Consider the following 17,396-nt stretch of genomic DNA (forward strand, 5'->3'; position numbering starts at 1 on the left):
CCTTTTCAAAATTACGTTAGACCGTAGTTGCAACTACGGCATTGCGTAGTTAGTCTTTTCGAATATCACCTATCCCACTTATGGCTAAGGCCAGGATGAGCAGGATTGCCATGTCAGACTCACCAGATTTGGTGTACTTTTCCAGCGTTTCAGAAAACACGAAAAGATTCGTCGAACGCTTAGATAGACCCGCGGTGCGCATTCCACTGCGCCCCAAGAAAACCGGGATGATCCAGGTTTCACACCCGTACGTACTCACCGTTCCCACCTACGGCGGCGGCTCGCTCAAACGCGCAGTCCCCAAACAGGTCATCGACTTCCTCAATGACCCAATCAACCGCTCCTTTATCCGGGGCGTTATTACCTCAGGGAATACCAACTTCGGAAGTGCTTACTGCGTCGCCGGACGCATCATTTCCGCCAAGTGCCACGTACCGGAGCTGTATCACTTCGAGCTTCTCGGCACCCAGAGAGACATTGCCGCCGTAAAACAGGGCCTTCACAAGTTTTGGGAGCAGCAAAAGCAGCTAACGATGACACCCCATTAATCCCCCCACAAGATGAAGAACACATCCGCATCACACAGATTGGAAAACACAATGTGGCCTCTTGATGCCACCCCCACACAGACTATTGGCGCTACGCCCCGCACCGCTTCAGCAGACAATGCCGGCGGTGTCGGCAAGCGCAAGAGCTACCACGCACTCAACGCGCAGCTGAACTTGTTCGACGCTTCTGGAAAAATCCAGTTTGACAAGGACATTCAGGCAGCACAAGACTATGTCACGCACCATGTCGCTCCCCGCATGCATCAGTTCGATTCCACCAAGCAACGCTTGGAATGGTTGGTTGATAACGAGTACTACGAGCGGGATTTCCTTGAGCTTTATGATGACGCCTTTCTGTGCGCCATGTACGACAGAGCTCATCGAGCTAAGCACCAGTTCCGCACCTTCCTCGGCGCGTTTAAGTTCTTTACTTCATATGCACTGAAAACCTTTGATGGCTCCCGATTCCTAGAAGGCTACGAAGAACGTGTCGCCACCACAGCTTTATACCTTGCACAGGGCGACGAAGAGCTCGCAGAAAAGCTGGTGGATGACATCATGACCGGACGCTTCCAGCCCGCCACCCCTACTTTTCTCAACGCAGGCAAAGCCCAGCGCGGCGAAATGGTCTCCTGCTTCCTCCTGCGAATCGAAGACAATTTGGAGAGCATTGGCCGCAGCGTGAACTCTGCACTGCAACTTTCAAAGCGCGGTGGTGGAGTGGCCTTGTTGCTGAGCAATCTGCGCGAATCCGGAGCCCCGATCAAAAAGATTGAGAACCAGGCTTCCGGCGTAGTCCCAGTCATGAAGATTCTCGAAGATAGCTTCAGCTATGCCAACCAATTGGGCGCCCGGCAGGGCGCTGGAGCCGTCTACCTGCATGCGCACCATCCAGATATTCTTCGCTTCCTAGATACCAAGCGGGAAAACGCCGATGAGAAAGTCCGCATCAAGACTCTTTCGCTGGGGGTTGTTATTCCAGATATAACCTTCCAGCTGGCCAAAGAGAACAAAGATATGCATCTGTTTAGCCCGTATGACATCGCTCGCGAGTACGGCGTAGCCATGTCTGACATGTCCATCACCGAGTACTACGACGAGTTGGTTGCCAATCCGCGAATTTCTCACACGACCATTAAGGCCCGCGAGTTTTTCACCACGCTGGCTGAGCTTCAGTTTGAATCCGGATACCCCTACATCCTCTTTGAGGATACGGTCAACCGCGCTAATCCCCTCAAAGGACATATCAATATGTCCAACCTGTGTAGTGAAATCCTCCAGGTCAACACGCCATCCACCTACGGAGCTTCGGGTGACTACACCACCGTTGGCCAGGATATTTCCTGCAATCTAGGTTCGCTCAACATTGCGAAGGCTTTTGAATCGCCGAACTTCGGGGAGACCGTCGAAACCGCAGTGCGTGCCCTCACGAAGGTTTCAGACCTGACGAATATCGAAGCTGTTCCTTCCATCGCTCACGGAAATGCTTCCATGCATGCCATTGGTCTGGGCCAAATGAATCTCCACGGCTTCCTTGCTTCACAGCGTATTCCTTATGGCTGCGCCGAGGCACTGGACTTTACAAATATCTATTTCCTCACGGTGACCTACCATGCGCTCCGCGCATCCCATGCACTCGCGGTTGAAAAAGGTCAACGATTCACAGGCTTTGAAGAATCCACCTATGCCACTGGCGCCTACTTTGACAAATACATCGACCAAGACTGGGCGCCAGCCACTGAACACGTAAAACAGCTCTTCCATGAAGCAGGCGTGCAGATTCCTCAACGCGAGGATTGGCTACGGCTCAAGAATCAAGTGATGCGCGACGGCATCTACAACGCCTACTTGCAGGCAGTTCCACCCACTGGATCAATTTCCTACATCAATGACTCCACCGCGTCCATCCACCCAATTGCCTCCAAAATTGAAATACGCAAGGAGGGCCGCTTGGGGCGCGTGTACTACCCCGCGCCGGAAATGACCAACGACAACCTGGAGTATTTCGATGACTCCTACGCCGTGGGATACGAAAAAATCATCGACACCTACGCCGTGGCCACCCAACACGTGGACCAAGGGCTTTCCCTGACCTTGTTCTTTACCGCTGATACCACCACGCGGGACATCAACAAGGCACAAATCTATGCCTGGAAAGCCGGAATCAAGACCCTCTACTACATCCGTTTACGCCAATCCGCGCTCCAAGGAACCGAGGTCGAAGGCTGCGTCTCCTGTGCTTTGTAGGAGCACGGTCCTCCCCCTTGTCCACAACCATTCACTCAGAAAGAAAGAAGCTATGTCTTCAACATCGAATAGTGCTGAACTAACCAGCATTTCAGTTACTCCGCCGAGCTACCGGCATGATCCTTCAGCCCGCATCCGCGCCATCAATTGGAACCGGGTGAGCGATGACAAGGATCTTGAAGTGTGGAACCGTCTCACCGCCAACTTTTGGTTGCCAGAGAAGGTCCCGCTTTCTAATGATCTCCCGGCGTGGCAGAAGATGACACCCGAGGAACGCAACCTCACCATGCGGGTGTTCACGGGACTCACCACCCTGGATACTGTCCAGGCCACCGTGGGTGAAATCTGTCAGATTCAAGATGCCCGCACCGAACACGAGGAGGCCGTGTATACCAACATCGCCTTCATGCAGTCAGTCCATGCCCGTTCATACTCTTCAGTGTTTTCTACCCTGAGCAGTACAAAGGAAATTGATGAAGCATACCGCTGGGCGGTGAATAACGACCTTCTCCAGGCACGCGCCAAGAAAGTGCTCGCGCACTATTTTGGGCCGGATCCACTCAAACGCAAGGTGTCATCGACGCTGCTTTCCTCGCTGCTTCTCTACGCGGGTTTCTATCTTCCCTTGCACTTTTCTGTCCACGCCACTCTGACAAATACGGCAGACATGATTCGCCTCATTCTGCGTGACAAGGCAGTGCACGGCTACTACTCGGGTTACAAATATCAGCGCGGTCTGGAATCCACGACCCCGCTACGGCAGAAGGAGATGCATGATTTCACCATTTCTTTGCTCGAAGAGCTTTATGCACTAGAGCTGGACTATTCCGGCGAGCTATATGAGCCTTTGGGACTCATGGATGATGTAGCCGTGTTCGTTCGCTATAACGCCAATAAGGCACTCATGAATTTGGGCTACCCAGATTATTTCCCGCCCGAAGAAACGGAAGTGAACCCAGAAATCCTCGCGGCCCTAGCCCCCGGAGCAGATGAGAACCATGACTTCTTCTCCGGATCTGGTTCCTCCTATGTCATTGGTACTGCTGAAGAAACGAGTGATGATGACTGGGATTTCTAAGCCTTTTCCGCGACCAGACCAAGGAAGCTGGCTTGAGACCATCGCGCTGTTTGAAGCCATCCGCGAAGGAAACCAACCCGCAGCCATGCGGCTTTTGAATACATCCGCCGCACGAGAGGCCGTCCTCGGGGGGCTTCTAGGACTCATCGAACTGTACTTCCGCCATGAAGAAGGAGACAAAGTAGATGGCTTCCTCACCGCCGCCCACGCTGCCGGCCCACCACCGGCCTTTGGCTGCAAGCCTTTTCTCCCTTGACCACGTCTCCCTACACCCAACTAAGAAAGAAGGTTTACCATGACCACCCCACGTATCAGCGTTATCGTCGGCAGCCTGCGGCGAGGGTCATTTGCACGCAAGATTGCACACGAGGTGCTCACGATGATCCCTGAAGACTATGAGGCAAACATCGTGGAAATCCGTGACTTGCCGCTCTATGACTTCGACTACGATGACCCCGCCGTCACGGACAAGCCCACTCCGGCTGAGTACACCACCTTTCGCGAGACCATCAAGAACTCGAGCGGGATCCTCTTCATTACGCCAGAGAACAACCGCACTATCCCCGCCTGCCTCAAAAACGCAGTGGACATCGGCTCTAAACCCAACTCAGATGTGGCGTGGAAGAACCTTCCCGCAGGTATCATTAGCCACTCTGTAGGCCGCATGGGCGGCTACAGTTCACAGAAGAACCTTCGCCTCGCCCTGTCCTACTTCGATATGCCGCTCCCTGGTCAGCCCGAAGTATTTCTGGGCCAATCCCCCACCCTTTTCGAAGAGTCCGGACATCTCAATCAACGTACCGCAGACTTTGTCAAGGATTACGTTATGCGCTTCCTGCAGCTGACCGACGAGGCCTTTAGAGCCAAGAACGGCTAGCGGTATCCCCAGCCAACACCCATCACGCCCTCTACGAAGTACGCAAGGACTCCTAGAGGGCGTTCACAATGACACAAACCCCGGATTCAGGCTCATCCTTGAGTTACCTGAATCCGGGGTTTCATGCGCGCTCGCCACCACACATGTGGCAGCAGCGCGTTACAAGCGGGAGATTACTTCTCCTCGGAAGCTTCTGCAGCGTCCTCTTCTTCGATTTCACCGAAGTACTGGTCAACATCCACCTTGTTGCCTGCCTCGTCCTTGACGTCGACACGGCAGATGGCGATAGCCAGGGCCTTGCCGCGGCGGACGTCGGAGAACAGGTTCCCCAGCTGGTTGTTGGACTGCAGCTGCTGGATGAACTGGTTCGGGTCCATGCCATAGGACTGGGCGGTGAACAGGATGTGATCCGTCAGCTCCTGCTGGGACACCTCCGGCTCCTCGCGCTCTGCCAAGGCATCGAGGAAGAGCTGGGTGCGCACGGACTCCTCGGCAGACTTGCGTGCCTCAGCGTCGAACTCCTCACGGGTGGTGCCCTGCGCCTCGAGCAGCTGTGCCAGTGCCTTCTCATCGTGGGCCAGCTGGCCCATGACCTGGTGCAGCTGAGCGTGAACCTGCTCGTCCACTACGGAGGTGGGGAGCTCAAAGTCAACGTCGGCAAGCGCGGCCTTGAGGACCTCGTCACGGATGGCGGCTGCCTGCTCGGACTTCTTAGTCTCCTCCACGCGGGACTTGGTGTCCTCGCGCAGCTCCTCGATGGTGTCGAACTCGGAGGCCATCATGGCGAACTCATCATCCAGCTCCGGCAGCTTGCGCTCCTTGGTCTGCTGCACGTGAACCTTGACGGTGGCCTCATCGCCCTCGTGCTCACCGGACTGGATGGTGGTGGTGAACTCGTTGTCCTCGCCGGTCTTCATGCCGCGCAGGGCAGTATCGAGTCCCTTCATCAGGCTGTCGTCGCCGATGCGGTAGGACAGGCCCTCGTGGGAAGCCTCATCCAGGGCGGTGCCGTCAACCTCAGTGGTGATGTCGATGACGGCGAAGTCACCGGTCTTCATCTTGCGCTTGGTGTCCTTGAGCTCACCGAAGCGGGAAGCCAGGTCCTCGAGGGCCTTGTCCACGTCCTCGTCGGAGACGGACAGCTCCGGAACGGTCACGGAGAGGGTGGAGAAGTCCGGCACCTCGAACTCGGGGCGCACGTCAACCTCAGCGGTGAACTCGACGAAGTCGTTGTCCTCCAGCTTGGCAATGTCGATCTCCGGCTGGCCAATGACCTTGAGGTCATTTTCCGCCACAGCCTGCTCGTAGCGGGACGGCAGCATGTCGTTGACAACCTGCTCGAGGATCGGGCCGCGGCCAAAGCGAGCGTCGATAAGCTGGCGCGGTGCCTTACCCTTACGGAAGCCGGGGATGGAAACCTGCTGCGCGATCGCCGCGTAGGCCTGAGCGATTTCCTTGTCCAGCTCAGCGAACGGAACGTTGACGGTGAGCTTGACGCGGGTATCGCTCAGCTTGTCTACGGTGGTCTTCACGAGAAACTCTCCTGATTGTGATCGTTTAAAAAAATGAAAGGGGCCTGGATGCATTCCAGGCCCCCATACGTCGGGGCGACAGGATTTGAACCTGCGACCCCCTGCTCCCAAAGCAGGTGCGCTACCAAGCTGCGCCACGCCCCGTATGGATGGCCTCCACGCGTGGCCGCTACCCTCCGACGATGCGGAGTATCACGTGCCGCGCGCAGCTGCGCTTCATACTGGAGGCTAGTGTACCGATAGGCGCGTAAACACCCCAACACCGGCCCCCAGCTAGAGCCTGTTACCCCAGCTCATCGGGGGAATTGGCGGTTAGAAGTCGAAGTCGAAGTCAAACATTCCACCGTCGCCGCCGTCTCCCCCAAAGAGACCGTCAAACAACCCGCCGCCGTCGTCACCACCGGCATCCGCGCCGCCCATGTCGCCGCCGTCCATGCCCTCGGCACCGCCCATGTCGCCGCCCCAGTCACCGTTTTCTGCCGCGGCCGCGGAGTAACCCACGCCCGCCATGCCAGTAAACATGGCGTTAAACATCATGGAGTAGCCCATCATCCACACGCCGGTGGTCAACGCGTCTGCCCACCACGGGCGGGAGTACCAGCCGGCCGGCACCGGGCGGCCCGCAACCACACCACCCGGGTAGTAGTTCGGGGTTTGTGCAGATGCGCTTGGCGACGCCGTCAGGGTCTCACCATTAGCTTCCACCGTGCGGGTCTCCGTCACCTTGCCCGCCTGGCGCTGGCCCTCCAGCGGCGGCAGCTCCGGGCCGGGGTTCATGCCCATAATGTCGCGGGCGGCGGCCACGTAGTAGAGACCCTCCAGCGCGGACTCGCGGGCCAGCTGCGCCTGCTTGACCGTGCTGGCCTGGGAAATCGCGGAGTTGGCGGCGGTAAAACGCTCCGAGGCATCCGCCATGGCCTGCTGGGAGGCAGTGTCCGTGCCGCTGAGGTTCATCACCTGGCCACCCAGGCGCTCGATCCATCGCTTCGCGTCCGCATACGCATCGTCGAAGCGCTGGGATTCACGCACTTCCTTCTGCTTCTTCCCACTCCGGGAGGACAGGACTGCGGCGGCGCCACCGACAACAACAAGAATGAGCAACATGGGGCCCACGAAAGCATCACATCCAATAGAGATTTTGAGTACGGCTAATCTATCGATCTCAACGCACAACCGCAGCTTAAAGTTCCCATTTTCGCTTCGGCACGTCCTTGCGCTAAGGTAGTGAGCACGCTGATTTTCAGCGCGTGGGAATGTCGTATAGTGGCTAATACCTCAGCCTTCCAAGCTGAAGACGCGGGTTCGATTCCCGTCATTCCCTCCACAAAAGCCGCACTGAGCACCTAGTTTAGGTAGCTAGTGCGGCTTTAGAATTTTTAGATTCAAGTGTGCCGTCTCTACCCGTTTCCCATTCCTGACCGAACCACCGCCCAGTAAGTCAGCGGGAGTAGCGCTAAATCGAAGAAACTCTCCAACGCTTCTAGTCCTTGTCCTTTTTATTACGCCGAGAGATTAAGAACACGATTCCTACTATTGCCAATAGAATAACTAGTGGAATTAGCTCAATTACGCCGAAGCTCACTTTTAGTCTCCCTATGGTTTCATCGTGATGCACGCCCACGGAGAAGTTTCCCCGTTTTGGTGTACCTACCACAAACATCGGTGTTTGCCTTGATGGTGTCAGTGTTCAAATTTAACGAAATGTAGCGGCCCGGGAAATAGATTGTGGAGAAATGGTGCAGCTTGACGAATTTCCATGGAGTTTTTAGATTAAAGACGCCGCGCCACCTTACCTGCGCGTGATTTGCATATAATCCGGCTCCATTGACATAGATAAACGCACGGGATCCGGCAATGGACCCCGAGCCAGACGTCTCTCCTAACGCGCTGCAATTTACAAAACTGTCACCGGAAGGCACCTCCGCATACCGCCCACCAGTGTCGCTTTGCACCCCCTTGGCGCGTGGAGATAGCTTTCAGAAGTTACGGAAGCTACATCACCAGCCGACGCTAAGGCAGGGCATTCGACAGCACAGATAGCACTTACAGAAAACCCCCACCGCTCCTCCAGTATTCATCTGTACTATCTCGGAGCGCTAGACACACTTTCTAGCGCTCCCCTTCTGCACGGATGTCCATGCCCTGCGTAGAGTGGGCCGCATGACAGTACCTACTATCGAACTGCACGACGGAAACTCCATCCCTCAGCTCGGCTTCGGCGTCTTCAAGATTGACGCGGACAAGACCGAAGAGCTGGTTGCTGAGGCCCTGAAGGTGGGCTACCGCCACATCGACACCGCTGCCATCTACGGCAACGAGGAGGGCGTGGGCCGCGCGATTGCCAAGTCCGGCATTCCGCGCGAGGAGCTATTTATTGCCACCAAACTGTGGAACGACCGCCAGACGGATGCGGCCGCAGCACTCGATGAGTCCTTGGAGAAGCTCGGACTCGACTACGTGGATCTGTACCTTATCCACTGGCCGTGCCCGGAGAAGGACACCTATGTCGAGGCGTGGAAGCAGCTCATTAAGCTCAAGAAGGCCGGCAAGGTGAAGTCCATCGGCGTGTCCAACTTCCAGCTGGAGCACCTGGACAAGCTGGAGACCCAGACTGATGAGACCCCCGTGATTAACCAGGTGGAGCTGCACCCCTACCTGCAGCGCTGGCGCGAGCTCGATGCCTTCCGCTCCCACAAGGTGCAGATTGAGGCGTGGGGCCCGCTGGGCCAGGGCAAGACTGACCTGTTTGAGCTCCCGGAAATCACCGAGCCCGCCGAGAAGTACGGCGTCTCCCCCGCCCAGGTCATCATCCGCTGGCACCTGCAGAACGGAGTCATCGTGTTCCCGAAGTCGGAGAACCCGAAGCGCATCGCACAGAACTTCGACGTGTTTGGCTTCGCGCTTGACGACGCAGAGATGGCCGCCATCACCGACCTCGACCTCGGGGAAGAGGGCCGCGGCGGCCCCCACCCGAACGAGATGAACGACTAGCGCGAGCTTAAGCCTCCGGAGTCTCCGGAGGAATGTTCGTGCGCTCGTATTCGGCGAGAATGTCGATGCGGCGCTGGTGGCGCTCGGCGCGGGACCATTCCTGATCCAGGAAAGCATCCACGATGGCCAGCGCCTCCTCTTCTGAGTGCATGCGGCCGCCGATGCCGATGAGCTGGGCGTTGTTGTGCTCACGCGCCAGGCGCGCGGTTTCGGGGGACCACGCCAGGGCGCAACGCGCGCCCTTGACCTTGTTGGCGGCAATCTGCTCGCCGTTGCCGGAGCCGCCGAGCACGATACCCAGCGAGCCCGGATCGTTGACGGTTCGCAGCGCGGCCTCGATGCAAAATGCCGGGTAGTCATCCTCGGCGTCGTACTCGTGGGCTCCGCAGTCAATGACGTCGTGGCCCTGCTTCTTCAAGTGTTCGGCAATGACGTTCTTCGTCTCGAACCCTGCGTGGTCTGCTCCTAAATAAACGCGCATGGCCCACATCCTACCGGTCAGCGAACACGCCCGCCGACCCGTTTTAGCAATAACTCAAAATTGATATGGTGGGGCACGTCTACTCCCAAGGAAGGACCCCGCTATGTCCATGAACACTCGTGTTTGTGCCCTTTACGTCGGCGCAATCCTTGTCGGCGCAGGTTTATTCGCCGCCGGTTTCTTCACCGACAACGTCTTTATCCTGCCACTTCTCTTGACCGCAGTGATGACGCTGGCCCACCTCGGCGTGGGCCTGTGGTGGCTCCTGCATAAGCCACGAACCGCCGGCGGAATCACCGCCGGCGTCCTCGCGCTACTTGCGGGTGCGTCGTGGGCCACGTGGCTAGCCGCAGCCTGGGAGGAATACCAGGCGCAGAGCTATCTGCCCATCATCAACATCGCGGGACTTCCTGCTTTCGTGCTCACGCCAATCGTCCTAGTCTGCGTCATCGCGGCGGCAATGCGCAACCGCACGCACTAAACCTGCGGGTCCTCCGTGCGGGAGCGCTTGAGCTCGAAGAAGTACGGGAACTGGGCCAGGCGCACGGAGGCGTCGAACAGCTCGCCCGCCTCCTCGCCGGTGGGCACGCGGGTAATCACCGGGCCGAAGAAGGCGGTATCGCCGAACTTCACCACCGGGGTGCCGACCTCATCGCCCACCTCGGAGATGCCGCGGTTGTGGAACTTCTTCAACGTGTCGTCCATCTCGTCGGTGTTGGCGACGGTGGCGAAGTCGGCGGGCAGGGAGACGTCGTCAAGCGCCTGCTCAATGATGGCGTCGTACGCGCCGAAGCCCTTCTTGCCGCCCTGGCCCTCGGTGTGGATGCGGGTGCCCATGGCGGTGTAAAACTCATCGACCTTCTCCGGGGCCTCCACGGCAATCTTGGCGGCCACGCGGGCGGGACCCCAGTTGGCCTCCATCATCTCCATGTAGCCCGCGTCCAGGTCACGGCCCTCGTTGAGCACGGACAAGGACATCGGCTCAAAGGTGACCTCAATATCGCGGACCTTTTCCACTTCCTTAATCCAACGCGAGGTCAGCCACGCGAAAGGGCAGGTGCAGTCGAACCAGAACGTTACGGATTGAGCCACATTGATCTCCTTTGGTTGTGCAGTCTGTGGCACCCCACCCTAGGCGCGCGACTACGCTAGTGCAGAGACCAAGCCACCGAATAGGAGGAGATGCACCCTATGACCTCGATCAACCTCACCCGCGAGGAGGCCCAGCAGCGCTCGGCCATGCTGGAGGTAGAGCACTACGACGTCGCTCTCGACCTCACCGGCCAGGAGTTCTTCACCTCCACCACCGTGGTGAACTTCCGTGCCACTGAAGCCGGCTCGACGTTTATTGACCTGCGCGGCGACGAACTCCTCGAGGTCCGCCTCAATGGCGCGCCCCTGCCTGTCGACGCCTACGACCCCACCTACGGCATCCCCCTGTCGGGCCTGCAGGTAGCCTCCTACGAGCTCAAGGTGGTGGCGAAGATTCGCTACTCCCGCACCGGCGAAGGCCTGCACCGCTTTGTGGACCCCGTCGACGGCGAAGCCTACCTCTACACCCAGTTCGAGACCGCCGACGCCAAGCGCGTCTTCGCCTGCTTTGACCAGCCGGATTTGAAGGCCACGTACTCGCTGAGCTTTGAGGTTCCGGAGCACTGGACGGTGATTACGAACTCCCCCATTACGCGTTCAGGCAACACCGTACGCGCTACGGTGGACTACCCTCTGTCGACCTACCTGGTGGCACTGTGCGCGGGCCCGTACGTGGGTGTTACGGATACGTGGACCGGCACGCTGGCGGAGCACCCGGAGGGCTCGCCCGCGAAGACCGTGGAGGTGCCGCTGGGGATTTACTGCCGCCCGTCGCTTATGGAGTCCCTCGACGCCGAGCGCCTGTTTACGGAGACCAAGCAGGGATTCGACTTCTACCACCGCAACTTCGGCTTTGCCTACCCCTTTGGCAAATACGACCAGATTTTCGTGCCAGAGTTCAATGCGGGCGCGATGGAGAACGCCGGCTGCGTGACCATTCGTGATGAATACGTGTTTACCTCGAAGGCCTCGCACTACAAGTACGAGCGCCGCGCGGACACCATCCTCCACGAGCTAGCCCACATGTGGTTCGGTGACTTGGTCACCATGCAGTGGTGGGACGACCTGTGGCTCAACGAGTCCTTCGCCACGTGGTCCGCGGCCATTTCTCAGGCGGAAGAAACCCAGTACGACACCGCGTGGGTGACCTTTGCCAACGTGGAGAAGGCCTGGGCCTACCAGCAAGACCAGCTGCCCACCACGCACCCGATTTCCACGGATGCCACCGACATCGAAACCGTGGAGCAGAACTTCGACGGCATCACCTACGCCAAGGGCGCGTCGGTGCTTAAACAGCTGCAGGCCTATGTGGGCCGCGAGAACTTCCTGGCCGGCGTGCGCCGCCACTTCCAGGAGCACCAGTGGTCCAACGCCACCTTCGGGGATCTGCTGCGCCACCTGGAGGAGGCCTCGGGGCGCGACCTGTCCTTCTGGGCGCAGCAGTGGCTGAAGACCGCAGGCGTGAACACGCTGGGCGTGGCGTTGGAGACGGACGAGTCCGGCACCATCACGCAGGCTCACCTCACCCAATCCGGCGACACCCTGCGCACGCACCGCGTGGCAGTCGGCGTCTACGCCCTGCAGGGCGATAAGGTGGCGCGCACCGAGCGCATCGAGATGGATGTCGAGGGCGCAGCCACCGAGATCCCGGAGCTCATCGGCCGCCCGCTGGCGGACATCGACTTCGTGCTGCCGAACGACGATGACCTGACCTACTGCCTCATCGAGTTGGACGCGGATTCCCTCCAGTTCCTGTTGGAGAACATTGAGAAGTTCACCGACCCCATGGCCCGCACCCTGTGCTGGTCCACCGCGTGGGAGATGACCCGTGCCGGGTCCATGCGCGCCCGCGATTTCGTGGCGCTCGTGGCCCGGGGTGCTGCGGCGGAGACCGAGCTCGCCGTGCTGGAGCGCATCCTCTCCCAGGCCGCCACCGCCCAATCCACCTACGCGGACCCGGAGTGGGCCAAGGAAGACAGGCAGCTTGCCCAGGCCCTCCTTGAAGGCGCGCGTACTGACGACACCGAGCGCTCCATCGTCTTCACCCAGGCGCTGGCGGGCATTGCGCTTGACGACGCCTCCCGTGCCTTCCTCCAGGACCTCCTGAAGACCTCCGCGGATGCGGGGCTGCGCTGGAAGGCGCTAACCACGCTCATTGCTGATGGCTCGCTTGCCGACGTCACCGGTCCCGAAGCCGCCGGCGCCGCCATGACGGCGGTGGCCGAGGAACTCAAGCGCGATAACACCGCGCTGGGCCACCAGGCCTCTCTCAAGGCCCTGGCTGCCGTGAACACCGAGGACAACAAGCGCGCGGTGTGGGACGAGATTGTCGCCGGCGAGCTGGGCAACCGCGACCTGACGTCCAAGCTGGCGGGCCTCACCTTCGTCGGCTCCGACGAGCTTCTGCCGAGCGCGGAGTTCTTCGACGTGGCGGAGAAGATCTGGTCGGCACAGTCCAACGAGATTGCCCTGACCACGGTGACAGGGCTCTTCCCGCGCTGGGATGTCAGCCAGGAGACCCTCGACCGCGCCGATGAGTTCCTGTCCCGCGACCTGCCCGGCGGCCTGCGCCGCGCGGTGACCGAGCAGCGCGACCGCACCGCCCGCGCCCTGCGCAACCGCGCCGTCGACCGCGGTTAAGCATTTCCACCCCGCAACCGGTGCTTTTGTTCCTCCGGTTGCGGGGTCCCTCGGGGTGCTTTAACCTCAGTGCCCATGGGGGTATTAGAAACCTACTTCCACTACCGCAACTCGGGGATCGCGCTAGTGGAACACGCATCCAGCTCACCCGATAAACTCCGCGCGCTCGGCGCCGACGCAGCCGACGCCGCAGAACTCGCCCGCCTGCACCGCATCTACTTCGGCCCCACCCGCTTCACCGGCAAACAACGCAAAGCCCGCACCGCCGCCGAAAACAACGCCCACGGCCTGAGCATCCTCACACTTATTGAGTCCTACGCCTCCCGGGTCAAGAAAGAACTCGACGCCTGGAACCTCCGCGCACGGCTTGCCGCCACACCAGCCCACAAAATCCGCGAAGTCGCCGTAAAAAGACTTAAAGAACTTAAGGAGAAACGCGAACACAAGCCAGGTGTGCGGTTTACCTACCGCAAGCAAGGCCCCAACTCCGTCACCATCACCGACACCCCAACAGTCATTGCTGATATCCGCGGCACCCTCGAATCCGTCAACCCCACCAACCTGCTCGACGCCGCCACAACCGTCATCCTGGGCGGTAACACCGGCACCAGGCCCGCGGTGCACGCCCAAGTCGTCGTCACCCTCGACGAATTCGACCGCATCATCAACGGCGACGGCGACGAAATCGAACTCCAACTCACCAACGGGGCCCGCATGACCGGGGCGGAATTCCTCACCCACAAATTTGCAGAGATTGGCTACGTCACCATTACCCACCCAGTAGAAGGACCCATCAACTCCTACCGAGTTGAACGCCACGCAAACTGGAAACAACGCCTCACCCTGTGCGCCGAAACCCAAACCTGCTCACGCCCAGGGTGTAACAAGCCGGCCGACTACTGCCAGGTCCACCACATCATCCCCTGGCAGGCAGGCGGTTTCACCAACATCAAGAACCTGACCTTCCTGTGCGCCTATCACAACGGCATCAACGACGACGACCCCAACAAACCCACCGGAAGAGGCTACGTCTTCAGAATGAAAGACGGAATCGGCTACATCCCACCCTGGGGAGCACCAATCACCGCCACACCCGAATACCAACAAGCCCTCACCAGACTCAACGCAGAACAACCCCCAGGCTAAGCGCCTGGGCAGAGCCGCAACGAAACCCGCCAACCACACCAGGTTGACGGGCTACTCGGCGTGCCTTAGTCGAGGGACGGCGAGGGATCCTGTCCAAGCTCGACCTCCACGGAGACGGCGTCGGGGCGCAGCGTTTCCTCCAGCTGTGCCGCCACCGCGCCATCCGCGGTCTTGATGGTGCGGGTAATGCGCAGCACCGGCTGGGTGCGCCCCACGCCGAGCACCTTCTGCTCCTCCGTCCGCGCGGTCGCGGCCATGAGGGAATCACGCTTAAACACCGGTTTTAGCCCCAGCTCCGGCAGGAGCGTGGACAGCGGGGTCTCCAGCTGCTTCTCCGTGAGGCTCGGGACAAGGCTCTGCGGCATCAGCAGAGTTGAGGCCATGACCGGCGAGCCCTCGGACATGTGCACCGCCCGGGCCTCCCACACGCTGCTGCCCTCGTCGATGCCCAGCGCCGTGGCCAGGTGCCCCGGGGCCTCGATGAGGTCCAGCGAGAGCACCTGCACCGAGACGTCCAGCCCGCGCTCGCGCAACTGCTCAAGCGCGCTGCGCCCACTGGTCAGGCTCAGCGTCGGCGGCGTAGCCCGCACAAAGGTGCCGCCGGTGCGGCCGCGCTTGCGGTCGATGAGTCCTTCGATCTGCACGATGTCCAGTGCATGGCGCACCGTCATGCGCGCTACGTTGTACTTCTGAACCAGCTCCCTCTCCGTGGGGAAGCGGTCGCCCGGCTGCAGCTCTCCGGATTCAATCTTGCTCCGCAGCGAGTCCGCGATCACCAGGTAGGCGGGGCGTCGGCGTTGAGAGTTTGACACGTCTCACAACTTAACCGCGCCCCATGAGTTTCGCATCTTGAGCGAACAACTTACTTCCGCTGATTCAGCTCGATGCGCGGGCGCACGCGAATCTCCGTCAGCTGCGTCGTCGGCCCAGCATCGACGGTGGCGCGAATGGCCTTGGCCACCTCCACCGGGGCGATGACGTGCTCCGGGTTGTAGTCCTGCAGGCCCTGCAACATCGGGGTATCCGTCGGGCCCGGCGCGACGGTGGAGACGCGGATGCCGAGCTCGCCGAGGCGGAGGCCGTCGGCAAGCGCGTAGAGCGCGTGTTTGGTGGCGGCGTAAATGACGTTGTCTCCGTAGGAGTGGATACCGGCACCAGAGTTGATGAACACCGCAAGGCCCTCGGCCGCGCGCAGCGCGGGCAAAAGCCGGCGGGTCAGCTCGGCCGGAACGTGCACGTTAAGCTCCATCTGCGCGCGCCAATCTGCAGGCCGGGCGCTGTCCACGGACTTCTTCTCAGCACGCGCGGCTGCGTGCACCAGCACGTCCACGCGCTCGAGTGACGCGAGCTCGGTGGGAAGCGGTGCGTCGTCGAGAAGCGCCAGCAAGTCGATGGCTACCGGCACGATGTTTTCGGCCTCCGGCAGGTCGGCGGCGCTGCGCCCCAGTGCGTACACGCGGTGGTCGCGCGCCAAGTCCTTGATGATCTCCGCACCCATGCCACCGGTAGCGCCGGTGACGACAGCAGTCTTCAACATGATTTTTCTCCTTCAGTTAGCGGAAGCGCTTCGGCACGTCCGGCTCCCCCAGCGTCAGCATCAGGCGGTTGGCCCAGTTGAAGAACGCGGAGGAGTTGATGACGTCGATGATGGCTAGGGTATCGAATCCGGCCTCACTCAGGCGCTCCACGTGGGAGGAGGTGAACCCAAAGGGCGAGGCGGTCAGCGCCAGCGCCGCGTCACGGATGGCGGTCCACTGCTCCGAGCCCAGGTCAGCGGAAACGCCCTCATCGAGCAGGCGATCAATCGCCGCGGGATCACCGCCCTCTTCCTTGGAGCGCTGCTGGTGCACCGACGCGCAGTACTCACAACCGTTGAAGCGGGAGACCACCGTCGCAGCCAGCTCACGCTCGGCGCGGCCCAGGCCACCATCGGTGTTGTAGAAGATGTCCAGGTCCGTCTTCGTGCGCGCCTTAAGCGCGGCCGGGTCGCGGGCCAGCAGGCGGAAGTACTCCATGTCGATGCGCTCGGGCTTAATCAGGGCGTCGCGCTGCGCGTCCGTGAACTCCTCCTTGGGCTGCGGCGGTACCCACGGCTTCCAGCCCAGGGAGTGGGCGACGAAACGCCCAGGCTTGACGACGTCCGGCACCAGCGTCCCCTCGCCCGGCTCCCACTCCGGGGTCTGCTCGGGTCGCGGGTTGGTCGTCTCCAGCGCGGACGGTGCGGAGCTCGCCAGCACGGACAGACCGTGCGCCACGCGCAGCTGGAAAGCCAGGAAGCTGACCAGCTGCCCCAAGGTCACAATGTCATCGTCGGACCAACCGGCCGCCTGCAGGTGACCGATGGCCGCCGGGGAGGCGTCCTTGGGGTGGAAGGTAAGCAGGTGGGCAAAGTCGAGGGCAGCCGCAAGGCGCGGGGAGCCGTCGAAGAGCGTGAAGCCGCCGCCGGAGTACGGGCCGGTGGTTTTGCCGCGCTCGACCGCGCGGGCGATTTCTGCGGCGAGCTCCTCCGATTCCTCCGCCAGCAGGTCGGAGTAGAATTCCACCGCCCGAGGAGCCTGGAAGATGCCGGCCACAAAGGTCGCGATGGCGTAGCGCTCCGCATAGCTGAACGTGCCGGGTTCGTCCGGCTCGAGCAGCGCGGAGAAGGAGGCCTGCGCGTTCTCCTTGGCTTCGGGGCGGCGGTCACGCAGCTGGGCTACGTCGCCGGCTTCTGCCAAGAGGTCAATGATGTCTGCCATGAGTTAATCCTTTCTTCTTCTGGCCC

16 protein-coding genes and 2 tRNA genes are annotated in these 17,396 nt (G+C 60.4%); 10 read left to right on the top strand and 8 right to left on the bottom strand.

Annotation, left to right across the window (positions count from 1 at the left end; genetic code table 11):
* The first annotated feature begins 80 nt into the window (after positions 1-80).
* Genes nrdI through ACLI1P_RS10320 form a run of 5 tightly spaced genes read left to right on the top strand, consistent with a single transcriptional unit; the run spans position 81 to position 4,750 of the window.
* On the top strand, positions 81-548 hold the full coding sequence (nrdI, locus tag ACLI1P_RS10300) for a class Ib ribonucleoside-diphosphate reductase assembly flavoprotein NrdI (protein ID WP_411708813.1): 468 nt from the start codon (positions 81-83) through the stop codon (positions 546-548).
* Positions 549-599: 51 nt separating this feature from the next.
* On the top strand, positions 600-2,795 hold the full coding sequence (gene nrdE, locus ACLI1P_RS10305) for a class 1b ribonucleoside-diphosphate reductase subunit alpha (protein WP_411709718.1): 2,196 nt from the start codon (positions 600-602) through the stop codon (positions 2,793-2,795).
* Between the two features lie 52 nt (positions 2,796-2,847).
* Positions 2,848-3,873 (top strand): class 1b ribonucleoside-diphosphate reductase subunit beta, encoded by a 1,026-nt coding sequence (gene nrdF, locus ACLI1P_RS10310; RefSeq protein ID WP_023020918.1) that lies wholly within the window; start codon positions 2,848-2,850, stop codon positions 3,871-3,873.
* Positions 3,824-4,129 (top strand): hypothetical protein, encoded by a 306-nt coding sequence (locus ACLI1P_RS10315; protein ID WP_023020917.1) that lies wholly within the window; start codon positions 3,824-3,826, stop codon positions 4,127-4,129. Before nrdF ends, ACLI1P_RS10315 begins: the two co-directional genes overlap by 50 nt.
* A gap of 39 nt (positions 4,130-4,168) precedes the next feature.
* The gene (locus ACLI1P_RS10320; protein ID WP_408932630.1) at positions 4,169-4,750 is read left to right on the top strand and encodes an NADPH-dependent FMN reductase; all 582 of its coding nucleotides are present in this window, start codon (positions 4,169-4,171) and stop codon (positions 4,748-4,750) included.
* Between the two features lie 173 nt (positions 4,751-4,923).
* Here ACLI1P_RS10320 and tig read toward each other — a convergent pair whose 3' ends face one another.
* The 3 genes from tig to ACLI1P_RS10335 form a co-directional block, all read right to left on the bottom strand.
* Positions 4,924-6,282, bottom strand: coding sequence for a trigger factor (gene tig, locus ACLI1P_RS10325; RefSeq protein ID WP_408930919.1), 1,359 nt, complete (start codon positions 6,280-6,282; stop codon positions 4,924-4,926).
* 70 nt (positions 6,283-6,352) lie between these two features.
* Positions 6,353-6,426, bottom strand: a tRNA-Pro gene (locus ACLI1P_RS10330).
* A 168-nt stretch (positions 6,427-6,594) separates the two neighbouring features.
* Positions 6,595-7,386 carry a DUF1542 domain-containing protein gene (locus tag ACLI1P_RS10335; RefSeq protein WP_411708814.1) on the bottom strand — a complete coding sequence of 264 codons (792 nt, stop codon included), beginning with the start codon at positions 7,384-7,386 and terminating at the stop codon, positions 6,595-6,597.
* Between the two features lie 145 nt (positions 7,387-7,531).
* Here ACLI1P_RS10335 and ACLI1P_RS10340 point away from each other — a divergent pair.
* Positions 7,532-7,606, top strand: a tRNA-Gly gene (locus ACLI1P_RS10340).
* A gap of 836 nt (positions 7,607-8,442) precedes the next feature.
* Positions 8,443-9,273, top strand: a complete 831-nt coding sequence (locus ACLI1P_RS10345) for an aldo/keto reductase (RefSeq protein ID WP_411708815.1) — start codon at positions 8,443-8,445, stop codon at positions 9,271-9,273.
* A gap of 7 nt (positions 9,274-9,280) precedes the next feature.
* Here the strand turns inward: ACLI1P_RS10345 and ACLI1P_RS10350 are convergent, their stop codons facing one another.
* Entirely contained in the window at positions 9,281-9,754 is a 474-nt protein-coding gene (locus ACLI1P_RS10350; protein WP_411708816.1) for a ribose-5-phosphate isomerase, read from the bottom strand.
* A gap of 109 nt (positions 9,755-9,863) precedes the next feature.
* On the opposite strand from ACLI1P_RS10350, the gene ACLI1P_RS10355 reads away from it, so the two are divergent.
* Positions 9,864-10,235 carry a hypothetical protein gene (locus ACLI1P_RS10355; RefSeq protein ID WP_296134886.1) on the top strand — a complete coding sequence of 124 codons (372 nt, stop codon included), beginning with the start codon at positions 9,864-9,866 and terminating at the stop codon, positions 10,233-10,235.
* Here the strand turns inward: ACLI1P_RS10355 and ACLI1P_RS10360 are convergent.
* Positions 10,232-10,846, bottom strand: a complete 615-nt coding sequence (locus ACLI1P_RS10360) for a disulfide bond formation protein DsbA (RefSeq protein WP_296134884.1) — start codon at positions 10,844-10,846, stop codon at positions 10,232-10,234. The two genes, ACLI1P_RS10355 and ACLI1P_RS10360, sit on opposite strands and share 4 nt — an antisense overlap.
* A gap of 99 nt (positions 10,847-10,945) precedes the next feature.
* On the opposite strand from ACLI1P_RS10360, the gene pepN reads away from it, so the two are divergent.
* Positions 10,946-13,486: an aminopeptidase N gene (gene pepN / locus ACLI1P_RS10365; protein ID WP_411708817.1), complete on the top strand. Its 2,541-nt coding sequence runs from the start codon at positions 10,946-10,948 to the stop codon at positions 13,484-13,486.
* Positions 13,487-13,561: 75 nt separating this feature from the next.
* Positions 13,562-14,632 carry an HNH endonuclease signature motif containing protein gene (locus tag ACLI1P_RS10370; RefSeq protein WP_411708818.1) on the top strand — a complete coding sequence of 357 codons (1,071 nt, stop codon included), beginning with the start codon at positions 13,562-13,564 and terminating at the stop codon, positions 14,630-14,632.
* Positions 14,633-14,697: 65 nt separating this feature from the next.
* Here the strand turns inward: ACLI1P_RS10370 and ACLI1P_RS10375 are convergent, their stop codons facing one another.
* The 3 genes from ACLI1P_RS10375 to ACLI1P_RS10385 are packed head-to-tail and all read right to left on the bottom strand — an operon-like array spanning position 14,698 to position 17,370.
* Positions 14,698-15,444, bottom strand: a complete 747-nt coding sequence (locus tag ACLI1P_RS10375) for a GntR family transcriptional regulator (protein ID WP_411708819.1) — start codon at positions 15,442-15,444, stop codon at positions 14,698-14,700.
* A gap of 50 nt (positions 15,445-15,494) precedes the next feature.
* Positions 15,495-16,169, bottom strand: coding sequence for an SDR family oxidoreductase (locus ACLI1P_RS10380; RefSeq protein ID WP_411708820.1), 675 nt, complete (start codon positions 16,167-16,169; stop codon positions 15,495-15,497).
* Between the two features lie 16 nt (positions 16,170-16,185).
* The gene (locus tag ACLI1P_RS10385; RefSeq protein WP_296133534.1) at positions 16,186-17,370 is read right to left on the bottom strand and encodes an alkylhydroperoxidase domain protein; all 1,185 of its coding nucleotides are present in this window, start codon (positions 17,368-17,370) and stop codon (positions 16,186-16,188) included.
* Positions 17,371-17,396: the final 26 nt, after the last annotated feature.

The sequence above is a fragment of the Corynebacterium tardum genome, from assembly GCF_046717785.1.
In the GTDB taxonomy this organism is placed as follows: domain Bacteria; phylum Actinomycetota; class Actinomycetes; order Mycobacteriales; family Mycobacteriaceae; genus Corynebacterium.